The organism is Amycolatopsis sp. NPDC051371 (assembly GCF_040682155.1).
In the GTDB taxonomy this organism is placed as follows: domain Bacteria; phylum Actinomycetota; class Actinomycetes; order Mycobacteriales; family Pseudonocardiaceae; genus Amycolatopsis.
Map to the genome: position 1 here is coordinate 146,827 of NZ_JBFBAG010000009.1, position 15,640 is coordinate 162,466.

The following is a 15,640-nucleotide window of genomic DNA, read 5'->3' on the forward strand; positions in this document are numbered from 1 at the left end:
GAGTCCTCCTCGATGTCAGGATCCTTACATCGTCAGTATGTGTAAGGTTCCTGTCATGAGTCAAGCCCCGACCGGCGATCGGCCCGGCTACCTGCTCAAACGCGCCCAGCAGGCGTTGAACCAGGCTTGCACCGACCGTCTGCGACCACTGGAGCTGTCGATGTCGCAGTACGCCGTGCTGCGCGCGCTCGACGACCACCCCGGCGCGTCGTCGGCCGAACTCGCGCGGATCACGTTCGTCACCCGGCAGTCGCTGCGGGACGTCCTGGGCGGGCTGCGGTCGGCGGAACTGGTCACCGTGGCCGAGCAGGCGAGCACCGGCCGCGCGCGCCCGGTGGCCCTGACGACGTCCGGCCGTGCGAAGCTGCGCGCCGCCGAAAGCCTGGTCACGCAGGTCGAGGAAGAGATGCTCGGCGACTTGTCAGCCGACCAGCGCCGCTACCTGGCGGACCTCCTGCACACCTGCGTCGGCAACCTGACTTGACGGAGGTCGTATAGTCGGTTCCGACCAATAGGGAGCGACTAGTGCCACCTCGCAAGATCCGCAACACCCTCGCGCTCGCCCTGCTCGGGCTGCTGCTGGAACGCCCGATGCACCCGTACGAAATGGCGTCAACGCTGCGCGAGCGTTTCAAGGACAGCAGCTTCAAGATCAATCCCGGCTCGCTCTACGACACCGTGGAGTCGCTGGCGAAGCACCGCTGGATCGAGCCCGTCGAGACGGTCCGGGAGGGCAACCGGCCGGAGCGGACCGTCTACGCGCACACCGAACTCGGCCGCCAGGAGTTCATCGCCTGGCTCGACGAACTGGTCCGCGAGCCGGTCGCGGAGTACCCGAAGTTCGTCGCGGCGGTGAGCTACCTCGGCGCGCTCGGCCCGGAACGCGCGGCCGACGCACTGGAGGAACGCGCCCGGCACCTCGCCGACCGCATCGACGGCGCGAACACCGCCCTCGACGAAACCGTCGGCAAGGGGGCGCCGCGGCTGTTCATGATCGAGGTCGAGTTCGTGCGGCACGCGTGGCAGGCCGAGCTCGACTGGGCCCGCGCCACCGCCGCCGAAATCCGCGCCGGCTCGCTGCCCTGGCCCGACCACTTCTGAGGGGAAACTCGTGCTCGAAACCGATGTCCTCGTCGCCGGCGCCGGCCCGGCCGGCTTGCTTCTGGCCGCAGAGCTCGCACTGGCGGGCGTGCGCACCACGATCGTCGAACGCCATCCGTCGCGGCCGCCGTACTGCCGCGGCTTCAACCTCAATTCGCGCTCGCTGGATCTGCTGGCCCGCCGCGGGCTGGCCGAGGGTTTGGTCGCCGAAGGCCACCAGGTGCCGCACGCGCCGGTCACCGGCCTGCTCGCACCCCTGCCGCTCACGGACGCCGCGACCGACCACCCGTTCTCGCTGGGGATTCCGCAGACCCGCGTCGAGGAGGTCCTCGAAGGATGGGCCGCCGACCTCGGCGTCGAAATCCTGCGCGGCCACGAGCTGCGGTCGTTCACGCAGTCCCCGGAAAGCGTTTCCTCACTCGTCCACAATGGACAATTTGGCCGCACGATCTCCGCGCGCTTCCTGGTGGGGTGCGACGGCGGGCGCAGCACGGTGCGCAAGCAGGCCCGGATCGGCTTCCCGGGCGTCGACGCGCGCTGGTACGCGCTGCTCGGCGACGTCGAATGCGAGCTGCCGTACGGGGTTTCGGCCGGGCCGGACGGCCGCACGGTGTTCGTCATCCCGCGGCCGGGGTACGTCCGGATCATCGTGCGCGAGGACGATCCGCCGGCCGACAAGTACGCGCCCGTGACGCTCGAACGGCTGCAGGCACAGGTGGACGCGGTACTCGGCCGGCACGTCGAGCTGCGCGAACCCCGCTGGCTGACCCGGTTCGGCGACGCGGCGCGCTTGGCCACGCACTACCGCGAAGGCCGGGTGCTGCTGGCGGGCGACGCGGCGCACATCCACCCGCCGGCGGGGGCCATCGGGGTGAACGTGGCTCTGGACGACGCGTTCAACCTCGGCTGGAAGCTCGCGGCGACGGTGCACGGAACCGCCCCGGAGGGACTTTTGGATACGTACCACGCCGAGCGGCACGCGGCGGGCTCGCGAATCCTGGCGAACACGCAGGCTCAGGTGGCGCTGGGCGAGGCCCCCGACGAGCCGCTCGCCGACCTGATGCGGCGGGTCGCGGCGCACCCGGCGGGGAACCGGGCGCTGGCGGAGATCATCACGGGGCTGGACGCGTGTTACGAGCCGGGCGGCCACCCGTGGCTGGGGCGGCTCGCGCCGGACGTGCCGCTGGTGGTGTCTTCAGCCGAGACGCACTTGGCCGCATTGCTGCACTCGGGGCGGCCGGTGTTGCTGGATCTGACGGGGTCGTTCGCCACTTGGTCGCGGGCGGTCGAGGTGGTCGCGGCGACGAGTCCGTCCACTTCGGACATCGACGCGGTGCTGCTGCGGCCGGACGGGCACGTGGCTTGGGTCGGCACGCCGGGGTCGGGCGACGAGGGGCTGGCGGAGGCGGTGCACCGCTGGATCGGCGATGTTCCGGTCCCGGTGCGGTGCGCGTGACCCTCCGGACGCAGGCTCGCTGGTGCCGCACGTCCCGTTGAGGACCGGCTTGGCGTCACCCTTGTCCGGCACCGCAACGAGTTCACGATCCGCCGACGAGGGCGGATCGTGAACTCGCCGCCCGGCTCAGCGCTCGCGACGGCGAACTGATGCACAAACGCCGGACGTGTCCTTCCCATGCCTCGGTGAATTCGCAGACCATCCAGCCTGGCGGAGGCGGTGCAGCGCCGGATCGGTGACGCGACAACCCCGCCCTTCCCCTCAGAGGTCCGGCAATCTCGCTCTGACAGAACAGCTCTGCCATGACCGGAGGTCGGCGCAAGTCCACGAGAGTCCAATGCCGATTTTGGTGCGTCGAGCGCACCATAATCGGCTTTGGCGCACCGTCGCCGTTCCGGCCTGCAGCCTGAAGGCCTCGACGGCCAGCCGACCGGCGGAAGCGCGGCCCCCGCCCTTCCCTTGGGGGGCGTCCCCGAGTCCAGTCTATCGGCGAGGTAGGACAAAACCGCCGGATCGCTCAGCAGGCAACCGGGTTGTCCACAGCCGGGGCCAGGCTGTGGAAAGGTCAGCGCGGGCGGTCCAGGACCGCCCGCTGCTCGCCCCTTCCGTCCAGCGTGAAGCGGCTGTGCGGCGTGAATCCCAGCTTCTCCACCACCCGCGCCGACGCCTTGTTCGCCGGCTCGTACACCGCCATCAGACGATCCGCGAAACCGGACGAAAACACAAAATCACGGACCGCAGTCGTCGCCTCGGTCGCGTAGCCACGGCCCCAGCCGGAAGGCGCTATCCACCAGCCCATCTCCACCGCCGGCAACCCCAAGCCGGACTCCATGGGGCCGCGGTGGACCAAGGACACCACGCCGTCGAACGAACCCGGCGCCGCCGATACCGCGAACCAGCCGAAGCCGTGCGTGGCCCAGTGGGCGAGCGTCGCTTGGTGCTTGGCGAGCGTGTACTCGGGGGTCCACGGCTCGCCGGTTCCGACGTACCGGACCGTCTCCGGGATCTGCGCCAGCGCGAACAACCCGTCGAAGTACTCCTCGGCCCACTCGTGCAGCGCGAGCCGTTCCGTGGTGATCAGCACCAGCGGAAGTCTAGGCGGCCCGGCCGCCGACTACCGCGGGTCACCAGGGTAGCCCGATCAGCCTATGGTCCGGACCACATTAATGGTCTATACCAATTAGGTCCGGAAATCCCCGCCGCCGCGCTCGTCGTCGTGGAGGTTCCACCATGCGTCTCCGTTCCCTGCTGGCCGGGCTGGCCGGCCTCGCGCTCGTGAGCACCGGGCTCGGCGCTCCCGCCGAAGCCGCCGCCGGGTCGCCGATCCCCGTCGGGCCCTACGTCGACATGGGTGCTTGGCCCACGCCCAGCCTTTCGGCGATGTCCGCCGCGAGCGGCGTCAAGGGCTTCACGCTCGCCTTCGTCAACTCCTACGGCTGCAAGGCCAGCTGGTTCGGCGCCTACGACCCGCGCACGGCCTGGCAAAAGGACGAGATCACCAAGATCCGCAACGGCGGTGGCGACGTCAAGATCTCCTTCGGCGGCGCGTCCGGCATCGAGCTGGCCCAGGCGTGCAGCACGTCCGCGCAGGTCGCGGCCGAGTACGACGCCGTCGTCAAGGCGTACGGCCTGAAGTACGCCGACTTCGACATCGAGGGCGCGGCCGTCGCGGATCCGGCCTCGATCGCTCGCCGCTCTCAAGCCCTCAAGACCCTCCAGAACAACAACCCGGGCCTGAAGATCTCGCTGACGCTGCCGGTGCTGCCGAACGGCCTCGACGCGAACGGGCTCAACGTCGTCAAGGCGGCCAAGGACGCCGGGGTCAACCTCGACATGGTCAACATCATGGCGATGGACTACTACCAGGGCGCCGGCGACCAGGGCGCGAAAGCGATTTCCGCGGCCAAGGCCACGCAGGCGCAGCTCAAGTCGCTGTACGGGCTGAGCGACGCGGCGGCGTGGAAGAAGATCGGCGTGACCCCGATGATCGGCGTCAACGACTCGCAGAACGAGATCTTCTACCAGAAGGACGCGAAGGCGCTGGTGGCCTTCGCGAAGACCGTCCACCTGGGGATGCTGTCGTTCTGGGAAGCCGGCCGCGACGCCAACGCGTGCACCGGCGCGCTCTACAAGTGCACCAACGTGCCGCAGTCGAAGTACGATTTCGCCAAGATCTTCGCGGGCTACACCGGCTGAGTCACCACCGGGCGGCGTCCGCGAGCAGTGCGTCCCGCACCGCCGCGGGCCCCGCCCGGCAGGGTTCCGCACGAGTGACCGCGAAGAGCGTGTTGATCGGCGGTTCCTCGGGGTCGAGCAGAGCGATCAGCGAGCCGGAAGCCAGCTCGGCGGCACACAGATACCGTGGCAAGACACTGACGCCGAACCCGGCCAGCACGCACGTCAGGACGCCGCGCAGGTCCGGAACGACGACAGAGGGCCCGGACGGCGGCCGCACACCCAGCACCGAACGCCAGTAGCGGCGGATGATCGGCAGGTCCTCGGCGTAAGCCACCAGCGGCGCCGTCCGCGGGTCGCCGTCGAAGCCGCGTGGGCCGACCAAGACGAACTCCTCGTCGGTCAGCGGCGTTGCCGTGAGACCGCGGCCGCGTGGCCGGATCGTGGAGACCACCAGGTCGAACCGGCGCTGCGCGAGGCCCGCCAGCAGGTCGTCGGCCAGGCCGAACGTCACCCTCAGCTTCAGCCCGTCAGCGACCAGGCCCGCCAACGCGGGCAGCACGCGCATGGTGGTCAGCTCAGTGGGGCCGGCCAGGTGCACCGGCTCGGCGAAGGGGTCGATCTCGCCAACGGTCAACGACGAAAGCGCGTCGACGTGCGGGGCGATCCGGGCGGCCAGTTCGTCGGCCGCCGGGGTCGGGGTGACGCCGCGGGCACGCCGGACGAACAGCTGCCGTCCGAGCTGTTCTTCGAGGGCTCTGACCTGCGCGGTCACCGTCGGCTGGGACAAGCCCAGCGACGGTGCCGCACCGGTCAGCGAACCCGCCCGGTGAACGGCCAGGAACGTGCGCAGCAGATCGAGGTCCAGCTCAGTCCTCGATCAGCTCGATGGAGTCCACGACGTTCGGGTAGAACGCGACGTGGTCCTTGATCGACGCGACGGCGTCGTACGGCTTCTCGTACGTCCAGATCGCGTTTTCCGCCTTCACGTCACCGACGTTCAGGCTGTAGTAGCTGCTGTCGCCCTTGTAGGGACAGTACGTCTCGTGGTCAGTCCGCTCCAGCACGCTGAAGTCGACGTCCGCCCGCGGGATGTACTGCGCCGCCGGGTAGTTCGATTCCTGCAGCGTCAGCGCGTTGCGGCTGTCGGCCACCACGCGCCCGCCCGCCTTGACCACCACGCGCGCCTTGGTCGGCTCGACGGTGATCGGGTGGTCCGGGCCCGGGACCAGCACCTTCTTCTCCGGCATGTCAGCTCCTCGAAAAAGTCGTGTACTGGGAGCAGCACCCGGGACCCGGCGGTTATTCCGGAGGATCAGGGCAGGTAGTACATCGGGTTCGGCAACTTGGTCGGGTGCAGCGCGTAGCCGCCCTCGAGGTCGCTGAACTGGTCACCGACGTTGAGGACGATGTGCGCGCCGGTCGCCTCGATGTGCGCCCGCGTGCCCGACTTGTACTGGACGGTGGTGCACGTCAGCCCGCACGGCAGGTAGTCCGGCGCGGTCACCTTCGGCTTGAAGAACGCGCCGGCCGGGGCCGGGTAACCCTCGTTGGCCAGGTTCTTCAGCGACTGCGGGCCCTGCAGCTCGTTGCGGCCGGTCAGGAAGTACAGCTTGACGCCGTGCTGCACGGCCCAGTTGGCCAGCTCCAGCACCGGCTTGTTCGAGACGAACGTGCCGTTGTCGATGGCCTGCTGCTGCTTGACCGGGTCGAAGCCGAAGTCGTTGTCGGCCTCCCAGCCGTAGGTGATCTCGGCGGTGTCGTCGACGTCCAGCACGATCGCCGGGTTCTTCACGCGGCCGAGCTGCTGCTGCAGGTAGCGCTTCGCGTCGGTGACGACACGGTTGGTGTCCTTCACGAACCGGCTGGTGTCGGAGTAGTGGTGCTTGCCGGCGGCGTCGAGGTAGTCGCCGTAGTAGGCCTTGACGTCGAGCTTGACCTGGCCGATGTTGGCCGGCTCCTTCGAGCGGGCGGCGGTCGCGTCGTCCGAGCCGGCCAGCGCGGTGGCCCCCGAGGCGACGGTGGCACCGATGGCCGCGGCGGCGGCGAGCTTGACGAGACCTGACCATTTTCCGGACACGGCGACCCTCCAGTGCAAACTTGACGACCCGGGGAACCTACGTCACGTTCACCCGGAGTTCCACCCTCGAAAGTTTCCGTTCACCTTTCGGCGCGGCACAGGAACGCCACCGGCGACCGCCCGATCCGGGTCAGCACCACCGAAGCTTCCGCGCCACCACGGGGCTTCAGCCGCCGCCGCAACGCATCCGGGTCGACGTCCAGGCCGCGCACGAGGATCTCCAGCCGCCCGACGTCGTGTCGCTTGAGGACGGCTTTCAAGGACTTTTCGCTGTACGGCCCGTGCTCCAGGACGCGGAAGGCGCGCACCCCCGACGGCGGAGTGTCGCCGGTCAGGTACGCGATGCGTTCGTCGAGCTGCCACAAACCGTGGCGGGCCGCGTAGTGCCGGACCAGCCCGGCGCGGACGACGGCGCCGTCCGGGTCGACGATCCACTCCCCCGGCTCACGGGTGGGCAGTTCGTCCGGTTCGGCGTCGGTGACCGTCCACTGTGTCCCGTCCGAGCGCAGCACGGTCGCCCGCCGCGTGACGCCGGTGCCCAGCCCCCGCCAGAGACAGGACTCGCGGACCTGGCCGTCCAGCGACACCAGCTCGACCTCGTCGGCCCACGGCGTGAGCGCGAAGTCGAGGCCGGGCGCGCACTTCACGGACAGCGCTCGTCCTGGGTACGCCTCGACCAGACCGTCCAACGGCGGCGCGAAGTCCGCCGGTTTCCACGCCCGCCGCCCGGCTGAATCACGTCGAGCCGGATCCGCGACGACGACGCCGGCGCGGCTGACCGGGCGCAGCGCGTCGGCGCGGACGAGCCCGAAAGCGACACCCGCGGTGGTTCCGTTGTGCCGGGCCATTTCCAGCCGCACCGGGTCCAGATCGGACCCGAGCGCACGCCGTGCAACCCGCGCGATTTCGACGAGGTCCGCACCCACGGAACACGTGACGTCGTGGACGTCGAGACCGGCCAGCCGCTGAGCCCGGTGCCGGGCGACGGGCGTGGCACTGGCCTGCTGGAGCGCGTCCGCCGTGAACAGCCAGTCCTCGACAGACAGTTTGCCCACGGATTTCCGGCGCAGCAGCACGGTCTCCAAGACGGCCGCCGCGTGTTCCTCGCCGATCAGACGGCGAACAGCGGCCACGGACGCGATGTGATCGGCCAGCGGCAACAAAGAAACCTCGGCGAGCGCCGCCGTCCCCGCGCCGGAGCGCAGGAAGGCGACGTCGCCGAGGCTGAAGGAATATCCCAATTCAGGACGGCCGCTTGGTCCCGGTGATCATCACGTTGTAGAACAGCTCGCGCGGCAGGATCTTCGCGAGGACCTTCTTGTCCACAGCGGACAGCCGCAGCCACAGCTTGTAGGCGAACAGCCGCCAGCGGACGGTCAGCTTCTCCTGCGGCACCGCGGCCTCGAAGGTCCGGATCGGCCAGCCCGCGAGCGCCGCGGCGAACTCCTCGGTGACCGCGTGGACGTCCTGCGCGCCGGCCCCGCGGGCCCACGACTCCAGCTCCGACGGGTCGAAGGTGTGGATGTCGACCACGGCTTCCAGCGCGGCGGCGCGGGACGACTCGTCGAGCTCTTCCTGCGGACGGCGCCAGCCGCTCAGCGCGGGCAGCTTCGTCACGCGCGTCGTCAGGAACCAGGTGAACTGGCCGAGCTTGCGGGCGTAGAAGTCGCCCACCTTGGTCGGCTCGCCGGCGAAGACGAACCGGCCGCCCGGCTTGAGCACGCGCAGCACCTCGCGGAACGCCGCCTGGACGTCCGGGATGTGGTGCAGCACCGCGTGCCCGACCACGAGGTCGAACGTGTTGTCCTCGTACGGGATGCGTTCGGCGTCGGCGACCCGGCCGTCGACGTCGAGGCCCAGCTTCTCGGCGTTGCGCAGCGCGACCTGGACCATGCCGGGCGAGAGGTCGGTGACCGACCCCTTCTTGGCGACGCCGCCCTGCATGAGGTTCAGCAGGAAGAACCCGGTGCCGCTGCCCAGCTCCATCGCGTGCTGGTAGGGCTGGCCGTCGTCGCCCGCGACGGCGTTGAACACGTCGGTGGCGTAGGAGATGCAGCGCTCGTCGTACGAGATCGACCACTTCTCGTCGTAGGTGCCGGCTTCCCAGTCGTGGTACAGCACGTTCGCCAGCTTGGGGTCGGCCCAGGCCGCCTGGACCTCTTCGGCGGTGGCGTGCGGGTTCGGCACCGGGTCGTTCACGTCGGTCAAGACGTCATTTCCCTTCGAAAGTGGCCTTGCCGGGCCCGTTTTCGATGAACGACTTCATGCCGTTCTTCTGGTCTTCGGTCGCCCACAGCGCGGCGAACAGGTGCGACTCGAGCTTGAGCCCGTTCGCGAGGTCGGTGTCGAGGCCGCCGTCGATGGCCGCCTTGGCCGCGCGCAGCGCCACAGCCGGACCGTTCGCGAACTGGGCCGCCCACTTGTGCGCGGCCGCGTAGACGTCGTCGGGCGCGACGACCTCGTCGACGATGCCCAGCGTCAAGGCCTCTTCGGCCTTGACGAACCGTCCGGTGTAGACGATGTCCTTGGTCTTGCTCGGGCCGATGAGCCGGGCGAGGCGCTGGGTGCCGCCCGCGCCAGGGATGACGCCGAGCTGGATCTCGGGCTGGCCGACCTTGACGTTGTCGCCGGCGACCCGGCGGTCCGCGGTCAGCGCGAGCTCGAGGCCGCCGCCGAGGGCGTACCCGGTGATGGCCGCGACGACCGGCTTCGGGATGTTCGCGATGGCGGCCAGCGTGCCGGTGAGGGTCGCGCCGAACTTCGCGATCTCCGGGTAGGTGCGGGTGGCCATCTCCTTGATGTCCGCGCCACCGGCGAAGGTCTTCTCGCCGCCGTAGAGGATCACCGCGCGGACGTCGTCACGCTCGGAGACCTCCTTCGCCAGCTCGGCGAGTTCGGCGGTGACCTGGGCGTTCAAGGCGTTGACCGGGGCCCGGTCGAGCCGGATCGTGCCGACCCCGTCCTTGACCTCCAGCGAAACGAACTCTCCCACGCCGACTCCTCCTCGTTGACGATCTGCCAGCAGGCTACCGGCCGGTAAGCGTCAGCTTAGCGACGGCGGGCGAAGAAGCGATCCCCGGAGCGTTCGAGCACGAGGTCCTGGTCGAACGTCTTCGAGAGGTTCTCGCTGGTGATGACGTCGTCGACGAGGCCGGACACCACCGCGTGGCCGTCGCGCAGGAGCAGCGCGTGGGTGAACCCCGGCGGGATCTCCTCGACGTGGTGGGTGACCAGCACGAGCGCCGGCGCGTCCGGGTCCAGGGCGAGCGACGAGAGCCGCGCGACCAGGTCTTCGCGGCCACCCAGGTCGAGGCCCGCGGCCGGCTCGTCGAGCAACAGCATCTCCGGGTCGGTCATCAGCGAGCGGGCGATCAGCGCGCGCTTGCGCTCGCCTTCGGACAGGGTGCCGAAGGTGCGCTCGGCGAGGTTGCCGATGCCCATCGCGTCCAGCAGTTCGGTCGCGCGGGCGGTGTCGAGGGTGTCGTATTCCTCACGCCAGCGGCCGAGCACCGCGTAGCCGGCGCTGACCACGACGTCCTTGACCAGCTCGTCGCCCGGCACGCGCTGGGCGATGGCCGCCGAGGTGAAGCCGATGCGCGGGCGCAGGTCGAAGATGTTGACCCGGCCGATCCGCTCGCCGAGAAGGTCGACTTCGCCGGTGGTCGGGTGCAGCTCGGCCGCGGCGAGGCGCAGCAGGGTGGTCTTGCCCGCGCCGTTCGGCCCGAGCACCACCCAGCGCTCGTCCAGTTCCACGGACCAGTCGAGGCCGGCGAGGAGGTCGTTGGTCCCCCGGCGGACGCCGACACCGGCCATCCGGACCACGAGGTCGTCAAGTTCGCTGGGCTGGATCGGCTCGCTCACGAAGCCCATTCTGTCTTCCGTCGCGCGCGCGTGCGCACCCGCCCGGGTGAGACGGCGAACCGGCTGGTCGGAGCGTGTCCACGACGTGGAACAGCGCACACCGCAAGTGCCGTGGGCCACTCTCCTGTGGCAGGATCGCGGGCATGTCAGCCGACGTGCACGCCACCCCGGTCACCCGGGGCTCGTTCTGGCGCCGTCGTGCGATCGACCTGCTCCTCGTCGCTTCGGCCGGGTGTACGCGGGCGCGGCTCCGCTGATCCCACGCGTCCTGGTGACGGGTGCGGTGCCGCGCTGGTTCGCGTCCCGATCACCTTCGCGTCCGAGGAGCACCCGCGTTGACCACTTCGATCACCCGTCCCGCCGTCGAGATCCACCCGCGGCTGACCGACCCGCTGCTGCCCGAGCTGCTGCACCCGTCGCGGCTCCTGTGGACCCCGCGTGAGCTGGCGGACCTGACCACCACCGTGACCACCGAGCTGACGGCGAGTGTCCGGGACATCCTGCGGTTCGACGAGGACCGCCGCTGGTGGGCCCGGCTGGCCCTGACCGACGGCGTCGAGCTGTGGCTGCTGTCGTGGCTGCCCGGCCAGCACACCAAGCCGCACGACCACGGCGGCGCGTCCGGCTCCTTCACCGTCCTGCAGGGTGAACTGGGCGAGGAGTACCGCTATCCCGGCGGCCCGATCCGGCGCCGCACGCACGTCGCCGGCGAAGGCATCGGTTTCGGCGCCGGTCGCGCCCACCAGGTCACCGGGATCGGCGACGCGCCCGCGGCGAGCGTCCACGCGTACTCGCCACCGCTGGTGCCGACGCGGGCTTACGCGACGCTCGCCGACGTCCCGGCCGAGATCCCGCCGCTGCCGGTTATCGTCGGAGGATGAGCGCCATCGACACGCTGCTGGCCGACGCGCGGTCCGGGTTGGACCGCGTGGGGCCGCAAAAGGCCCGTGAGCTGCAGGAGGCGGGCGCGCTGCTCGTCGACATCCGTCCTTTCGCGAACCGCGAGGCCGAGGGCGAGATCCCGGGCTCGGTGGTCGTCGAGCGGATCCACCTGGAGTGGCGGCTGGCGCCAGACAGCGAGTGGAAGCTGCCGTCGGTGACCTCGGACACGACAGTCGTCGTGCTGTGCAACGAAGGCTATTCGTCGAGCCTGGCGGCGGCGGACCTGCAGCGGCTGGGTTTGTCGCGGGCGACCGACCTCGAAGGCGGCTTCCGGGCTTGGGCTGCCGCCGGCCTCCCGGTGGAGACCGGCGGCAGCCCCGCGGTGCCCTAAGCGAGCGCCGGAGCGACCTTCTCGGTGAACAGGTCGATGCCGGAGCGGTCGTACGCGGCTTCCGGGAAGTTGAAGATCGCGTAGGACATGCCCAGTTCGCCCATCGCGGCGAGCTTCTCGGTGACCTGCTCGGGCGTGCCCGTGGTCGGGCTGTTCTCGAAGTTGCCGGCCCAGCGCTCGACGGCGTCGGCCTCGATGTACTTCCCGAGGTGGGACCTCAGCCAGGCCAGCTTGTCCTGGACGTCCTTCTCGGTCTCGCCGAGGATGATGTTGTGGTTGGCCGAGCGGACGATCGCGTCGTAGTCGGTGCCGACGTCCTTGCAGTGCTGCGCGAGGATCTCCGACTTGCGGGTGAACGTCTCGGGGTCGGCGGCGAAGTTCGTGTACTTCGCGAACTTCGCGGCGATCCGGAGCGTCTTCTTCTCGCCGCCACCGGCGATCCACAGCGGGATGCCGCCTTCCTGCGGCGGCAACGGGCGCAGGATCGCGCCGTCCGTCTGGTAGTGCTTCCCGTCCAGTGTGGACGTGCCGGTGGTCCAGAGGTCACGCATGATGCGGACGCCCTCGTCGAGCTGGCCGAGCCGCTCGCCGGCGCCGGGGAAGCCGTAGCCGTAGGCCCGCCACTCGTGCTCGTACCAGCCGGCGCCGATGCCCATCTCGACGCGGCCGCCGGCGATGGTGTCGGCGGTGGCCGCGACCTTCGCGAGGTAGGCCGGGTTCCGGTACCCCATGCAGGTGCACATCTGCCCGAGCCGCACGGTCTCCGTCGCGGCGGCGAACGCCGAGATCAGCGACCAGGCCTCGTGCGTGGCCTCCTCGGTCGGGACGGGCACGGTGTGGAAGTGGTCGTAGACCCAGATCGATTCGAAGGGCCCGGCCTCCGCGTACTTCGCGAGGCCGAGCATGGTCTTCCAGTGGTCCGCGGGATCGATGCCGGCCAGGTCCAGCCGCCACCCCTGCGGAACGAACATTCCGAAGCGCATGCCCCCAACCTAACGCGGCTCCCCGCCACCCGCGGCGTGATTTCCGGCCGTCGCGGGGTGGAGTAACTCCAGGTCAGGCCAGCACCACGCGCGCCAGTTCGGCCGGGGCCGCCAGGAGGCCGTGCTTCGGCAGCACCCGGACCGTGTACCCGATCGACCCTGGGCGCGGCAGCTTCAGCCGCGCCGCGAACGCGCCGATGCCGTCCGCCGTCATCGGGACCGTGACCGCGTCGCGCAGCTCGTCGTCGTCGCCGACCTGGCCGACCACCGCCTGGATGTCCACTTCGGACGGTTCCAGCCCGGCCAGGTCGATGCGGGCCCGGATCGTCACCTCCGTGCCGACGACCAGGGGCTCGGTCGCCTCCACCAGCAGCTCCGAGTCGAAGATCCGCAGCCGCGGCCACGACACCTCGAGCTTCGTGCGGTAGTCCGCCAGCGACAGCGCGCCGCGGTAGCCGTCGCCGGTCGCCGCCGCGACCATGCGGGACGCGGGCAGGTAGCCGTTGTCCACGTACTCGCGGACCATCCGGGACGCCTGGACCCGCGGGCCGAGCGTCTCCAATGTGTGCCACACCATCGACAGCCAGCCGGTGGGCACGCCGTCGGTGGCTCCGTAGAACAGCGGCGCGATCTGCTGGCCGAGCAGCTCGTACAGCGCCGCAGCCTCGAGGTCGTCGCGGCGCAGGGGGTCGGTGACGCCGTCGGCGGTCGGGATCGCCCAGCCGTTGCTGCCGTCGTAGCACTCGTCCCACCAGCCGTCGCGGATCGACAGGTTCAGCCCGCCGTTCAGCGCCGACTTCATGCCCGACGTCCCGCAGGCTTCCAGGGGCCGCACCGGGTTGTTCAGCCAGACGTCGCAGCCGCGGTAGAGGTACCGCGCCATCGACATGTCGTAGTCCGGCAGGAAGACGATCCGGTGCCGCACGTCCGCACCGTCGACGAACCGGACGATCTGCTGGATCAGCTGCTTGCCGTTCTCGTCGGCCGGGTGCGACTTCCCGGCGACGACGACCTGGATCGGGCGCTGCTCGTCGAGCAGCAGCGTGCGCAGCCGCTCGGGATCGCGCAGCATCAGCGTCAGCCGCTTGTACGTCGGCACACGACGCGCGAAGCCCACGGTCAGCACGTCCGGGTCGAACACGGAGTCCACCCAGCCCAGCTCCAGCGGGGACGCGCCGCGCTGCAGCCACGCCGCGCGCACCCGGCGCCGCACCTCGTGCACCAGCTTCTCGCGCAGCTCGCGCCGCAGCCCCCACAGCTGGGCGTCCGAGACGCCGTCGCGCAGCGGCGCCTCGCCGACGTCGAGGCCCCATTCGCGCCCGAGCAGCGTGCTCAGCTCGCGCGCCACCCAGGTAGGGCCGTGGACGCCGTTGGTCACCGACGAGATCGGCACTTCGTCGTGGTCGAAGCCGGGCCACAGCCGGGAAAACATCTTGCGCGTGACGCGCCCGTGCAGCTGCGAGACGCCGTTCGCGCGCTGCGCCAGCCGCAGGCCCATGTGCGCCATGTTGAAGAGGCCGGGGTTGTCCTCGGCGCCGAGCGCGAGCACGCGTCTCGGGTCGATGTCGGGCACCAGCCTGCCGTCGTTGAAGTAGCGCTGCACCAGGTCCACCGGGAACCGGTCGATGCCCGCGCTGACCGGGGTGTGCGTGGTGAACAGCGTCCCGGCCCGGACCGCGGGCATCGCCTCGTCGAACGCGAGGCCGTCCGCCTGGACGATCTCGCGGGCACGTTCGAGACCGAGGAAGCCCGCGTGTCCCTCGTTCGTGTGAAACACCATCGGCTGCGGGTGGCCGGTCAGCTCGCAGTACTTCCGGACCGCGCGGAACCCGCCGATGCCGGCCAGGATCTCCTGCCGCAGCCGGTGGTCGGCGTCGCCGCCGTAGAGCCGGTCGGTGACGCCGCGCAGGTCTTCGTCGTTGGCCTCGGTGTCGGTGTCGAGCAGCAGCAGCGGCACGCGCCCGACGCGCGCCTGCCAGATCTGCGCGCACAGCTCGCGCCCGCCCGGCATCGCGACGCCGATCAGCACCGGCCGGCCGCCCGCGGTGAGGAGTTCGAGGGGGAACGCGTTGGGGTCGATCACCGGGTAGTGCTCGACCTGCCAGCCGTCGAGCGACAGCGACTGCCGGAAGTAGCCGTTGCGGTAGAGCAGCCCGACGCCGATCATCGGCACGCCCAGGTCGGACGCGGCCTTGAGGTGGTCGCCGGCCAGCACGCCGAGGCCGCCGGAGTAGTTCGGCAGCGCTTCGGTGACGCCGAACTCCATGGAGAAGTAGGCGACCGCGGGCGGCAGTTCGGCGTCGTCCCGCTGCTGGTACCAGCGCGGCTCCGACAGGTAGTTCTCCAGGTCCGCGGCCGCGTCCCGGGCGCGGGCGAGGAAGTCGTCGGCGACGGCGAGCTCGTCCAGGCGCGACGGCGGCAGCGCGGTGAGCATCCGCAGCGGGTCGCGCACGGCGTTGAACAGCTCGGCGTCCATCGACGCGAACAGGTCGCGCGTCGGCGGGTGCCACGTCCAGCGCAGGTTGGTGGCCAGCGCGCCCAGGCCGGACAGCGACTCGGGAAGGCTGGCGCGGACGGTGAACCGGCGGACTGCACGCATGGGAAGCGACGATATCGGGCCGCGGCCCGACCTGCGCAGGGAGTAGTTCGGGGATAACGCGCACACGCCCCGTAAGCGCTGGGTATGGTCCTGCCCGTCGGGTACGCGCAGG

General features: G+C 70.4%; 16 protein-coding genes. 6 read left to right on the forward strand and 10 right to left on the reverse strand.

Features of this window, described 5'->3' with window-relative positions:
- The first annotated feature begins 55 nt into the window (after nucleotides 1-55).
- The 3 genes from AB0M59_RS14195 to AB0M59_RS14205 are packed head-to-tail and all read left to right on the forward strand — an operon-like array spanning nucleotide 56 to nucleotide 2,557.
- Nucleotides 56-484, forward strand: coding sequence for a MarR family transcriptional regulator (locus tag AB0M59_RS14195; protein WP_364613953.1), 429 nt, complete (start codon nucleotides 56-58; stop codon nucleotides 482-484).
- A 41-nt stretch (nucleotides 485-525) separates the two neighbouring features.
- Complete coding sequence (locus AB0M59_RS14200; RefSeq protein WP_364613955.1) at nucleotides 526-1,101, forward strand: PadR family transcriptional regulator; 576 nt, start codon at nucleotides 526-528, stop codon at nucleotides 1,099-1,101.
- A 10-nt stretch (nucleotides 1,102-1,111) separates the two neighbouring features.
- Complete coding sequence (locus AB0M59_RS14205) at nucleotides 1,112-2,557, forward strand: FAD-dependent monooxygenase (RefSeq protein ID WP_364613958.1); 1,446 nt, start codon at nucleotides 1,112-1,114, stop codon at nucleotides 2,555-2,557.
- A gap of 565 nt (nucleotides 2,558-3,122) precedes the next feature.
- Here the strand turns inward: AB0M59_RS14205 and AB0M59_RS14210 are convergent.
- Nucleotides 3,123-3,641, reverse strand: a complete 519-nt coding sequence (locus AB0M59_RS14210) for a GNAT family N-acetyltransferase (protein WP_364613961.1) — start codon at nucleotides 3,639-3,641, stop codon at nucleotides 3,123-3,125.
- Nucleotides 3,642-3,787: 146 nt separating this feature from the next.
- Here AB0M59_RS14210 and AB0M59_RS14215 point away from each other — a divergent pair, with 146 nt between their 5' ends.
- Nucleotides 3,788-4,753, forward strand: coding sequence for a chitinase (locus AB0M59_RS14215; protein WP_364613964.1), 966 nt, complete (start codon nucleotides 3,788-3,790; stop codon nucleotides 4,751-4,753).
- Between the two features lies 1 nt (nucleotide 4,754).
- Here the strand turns inward: AB0M59_RS14215 and AB0M59_RS14220 are convergent, their stop codons facing one another.
- The 7 genes from AB0M59_RS14220 to AB0M59_RS14250 all read right to left on the reverse strand — a co-directional run bounded on the left by AB0M59_RS14220 (nucleotide 4,755) and on the right by AB0M59_RS14250 (nucleotide 10,682).
- Nucleotides 4,755-5,600, reverse strand: coding sequence for a LysR family transcriptional regulator (locus AB0M59_RS14220; RefSeq protein ID WP_364614220.1), 846 nt, complete (start codon nucleotides 5,598-5,600; stop codon nucleotides 4,755-4,757).
- Nucleotide 5,601: 1 nt separating this feature from the next.
- The gene (locus AB0M59_RS14225; protein ID WP_364613967.1) at nucleotides 5,602-5,982 is read right to left on the reverse strand and encodes a DUF427 domain-containing protein; all 381 of its coding nucleotides are present in this window, start codon (nucleotides 5,980-5,982) and stop codon (nucleotides 5,602-5,604) included.
- Between the two features lie 65 nt (nucleotides 5,983-6,047).
- On the reverse strand, nucleotides 6,048-6,812 hold the full coding sequence (locus AB0M59_RS14230; protein ID WP_364613969.1) for an HAD family acid phosphatase: 765 nt from the start codon (nucleotides 6,810-6,812) through the stop codon (nucleotides 6,048-6,050).
- A gap of 80 nt (nucleotides 6,813-6,892) precedes the next feature.
- A complete protein-coding gene (locus AB0M59_RS14235; protein ID WP_364613972.1) occupies nucleotides 6,893-8,053 on the reverse strand; it encodes a class I SAM-dependent methyltransferase in 1,161 nt (386 codons plus the stop codon).
- 1 nt (nucleotide 8,054) lies between these two features.
- The gene (locus AB0M59_RS14240) at nucleotides 8,055-9,020 is read right to left on the reverse strand and encodes a class I SAM-dependent methyltransferase (protein WP_364613975.1); all 966 of its coding nucleotides are present in this window, start codon (nucleotides 9,018-9,020) and stop codon (nucleotides 8,055-8,057) included.
- A gap of 4 nt (nucleotides 9,021-9,024) precedes the next feature.
- Entirely contained in the window at nucleotides 9,025-9,804 is a 780-nt protein-coding gene (locus AB0M59_RS14245; RefSeq protein ID WP_364613978.1) for an enoyl-CoA hydratase-related protein, read from the reverse strand.
- Nucleotides 9,805-9,860: 56 nt separating this feature from the next.
- Nucleotides 9,861-10,682 carry an ABC transporter ATP-binding protein gene (locus tag AB0M59_RS14250; protein ID WP_364613981.1) on the reverse strand — a complete coding sequence of 274 codons (822 nt, stop codon included), beginning with the start codon at nucleotides 10,680-10,682 and terminating at the stop codon, nucleotides 9,861-9,863.
- A gap of 326 nt (nucleotides 10,683-11,008) precedes the next feature.
- Here AB0M59_RS14250 and AB0M59_RS14255 point away from each other — a divergent pair, with 326 nt between their 5' ends.
- Together AB0M59_RS14255 and AB0M59_RS14260 are read left to right on the forward strand one after the other, a co-directional pair.
- Nucleotides 11,009-11,554, forward strand: coding sequence for a cysteine dioxygenase family protein (locus AB0M59_RS14255; protein WP_364613984.1), 546 nt, complete (start codon nucleotides 11,009-11,011; stop codon nucleotides 11,552-11,554).
- The gene (locus tag AB0M59_RS14260; RefSeq protein ID WP_364613987.1) at nucleotides 11,551-11,946 is read left to right on the forward strand and encodes a rhodanese-like domain-containing protein; all 396 of its coding nucleotides are present in this window, start codon (nucleotides 11,551-11,553) and stop codon (nucleotides 11,944-11,946) included. Before AB0M59_RS14255 ends, AB0M59_RS14260 begins: the two co-directional genes overlap by 4 nt.
- Here AB0M59_RS14260 and AB0M59_RS14265 read toward each other — a convergent pair.
- Together AB0M59_RS14265 and glgP are read right to left on the reverse strand one after the other, a co-directional pair.
- On the reverse strand, nucleotides 11,943-12,929 hold the full coding sequence (locus AB0M59_RS14265; RefSeq protein ID WP_364613990.1) for an LLM class F420-dependent oxidoreductase: 987 nt from the start codon (nucleotides 12,927-12,929) through the stop codon (nucleotides 11,943-11,945). The two genes, AB0M59_RS14260 and AB0M59_RS14265, sit on opposite strands and share 4 nt — an antisense overlap.
- A 73-nt stretch (nucleotides 12,930-13,002) precedes the next feature.
- On the reverse strand, nucleotides 13,003-15,528 hold the full coding sequence (glgP, locus tag AB0M59_RS14270; RefSeq protein ID WP_364613993.1) for an alpha-glucan family phosphorylase: 2,526 nt from the start codon (nucleotides 15,526-15,528) through the stop codon (nucleotides 13,003-13,005).
- Nucleotides 15,529-15,640 lie beyond the last annotated feature (112 nt).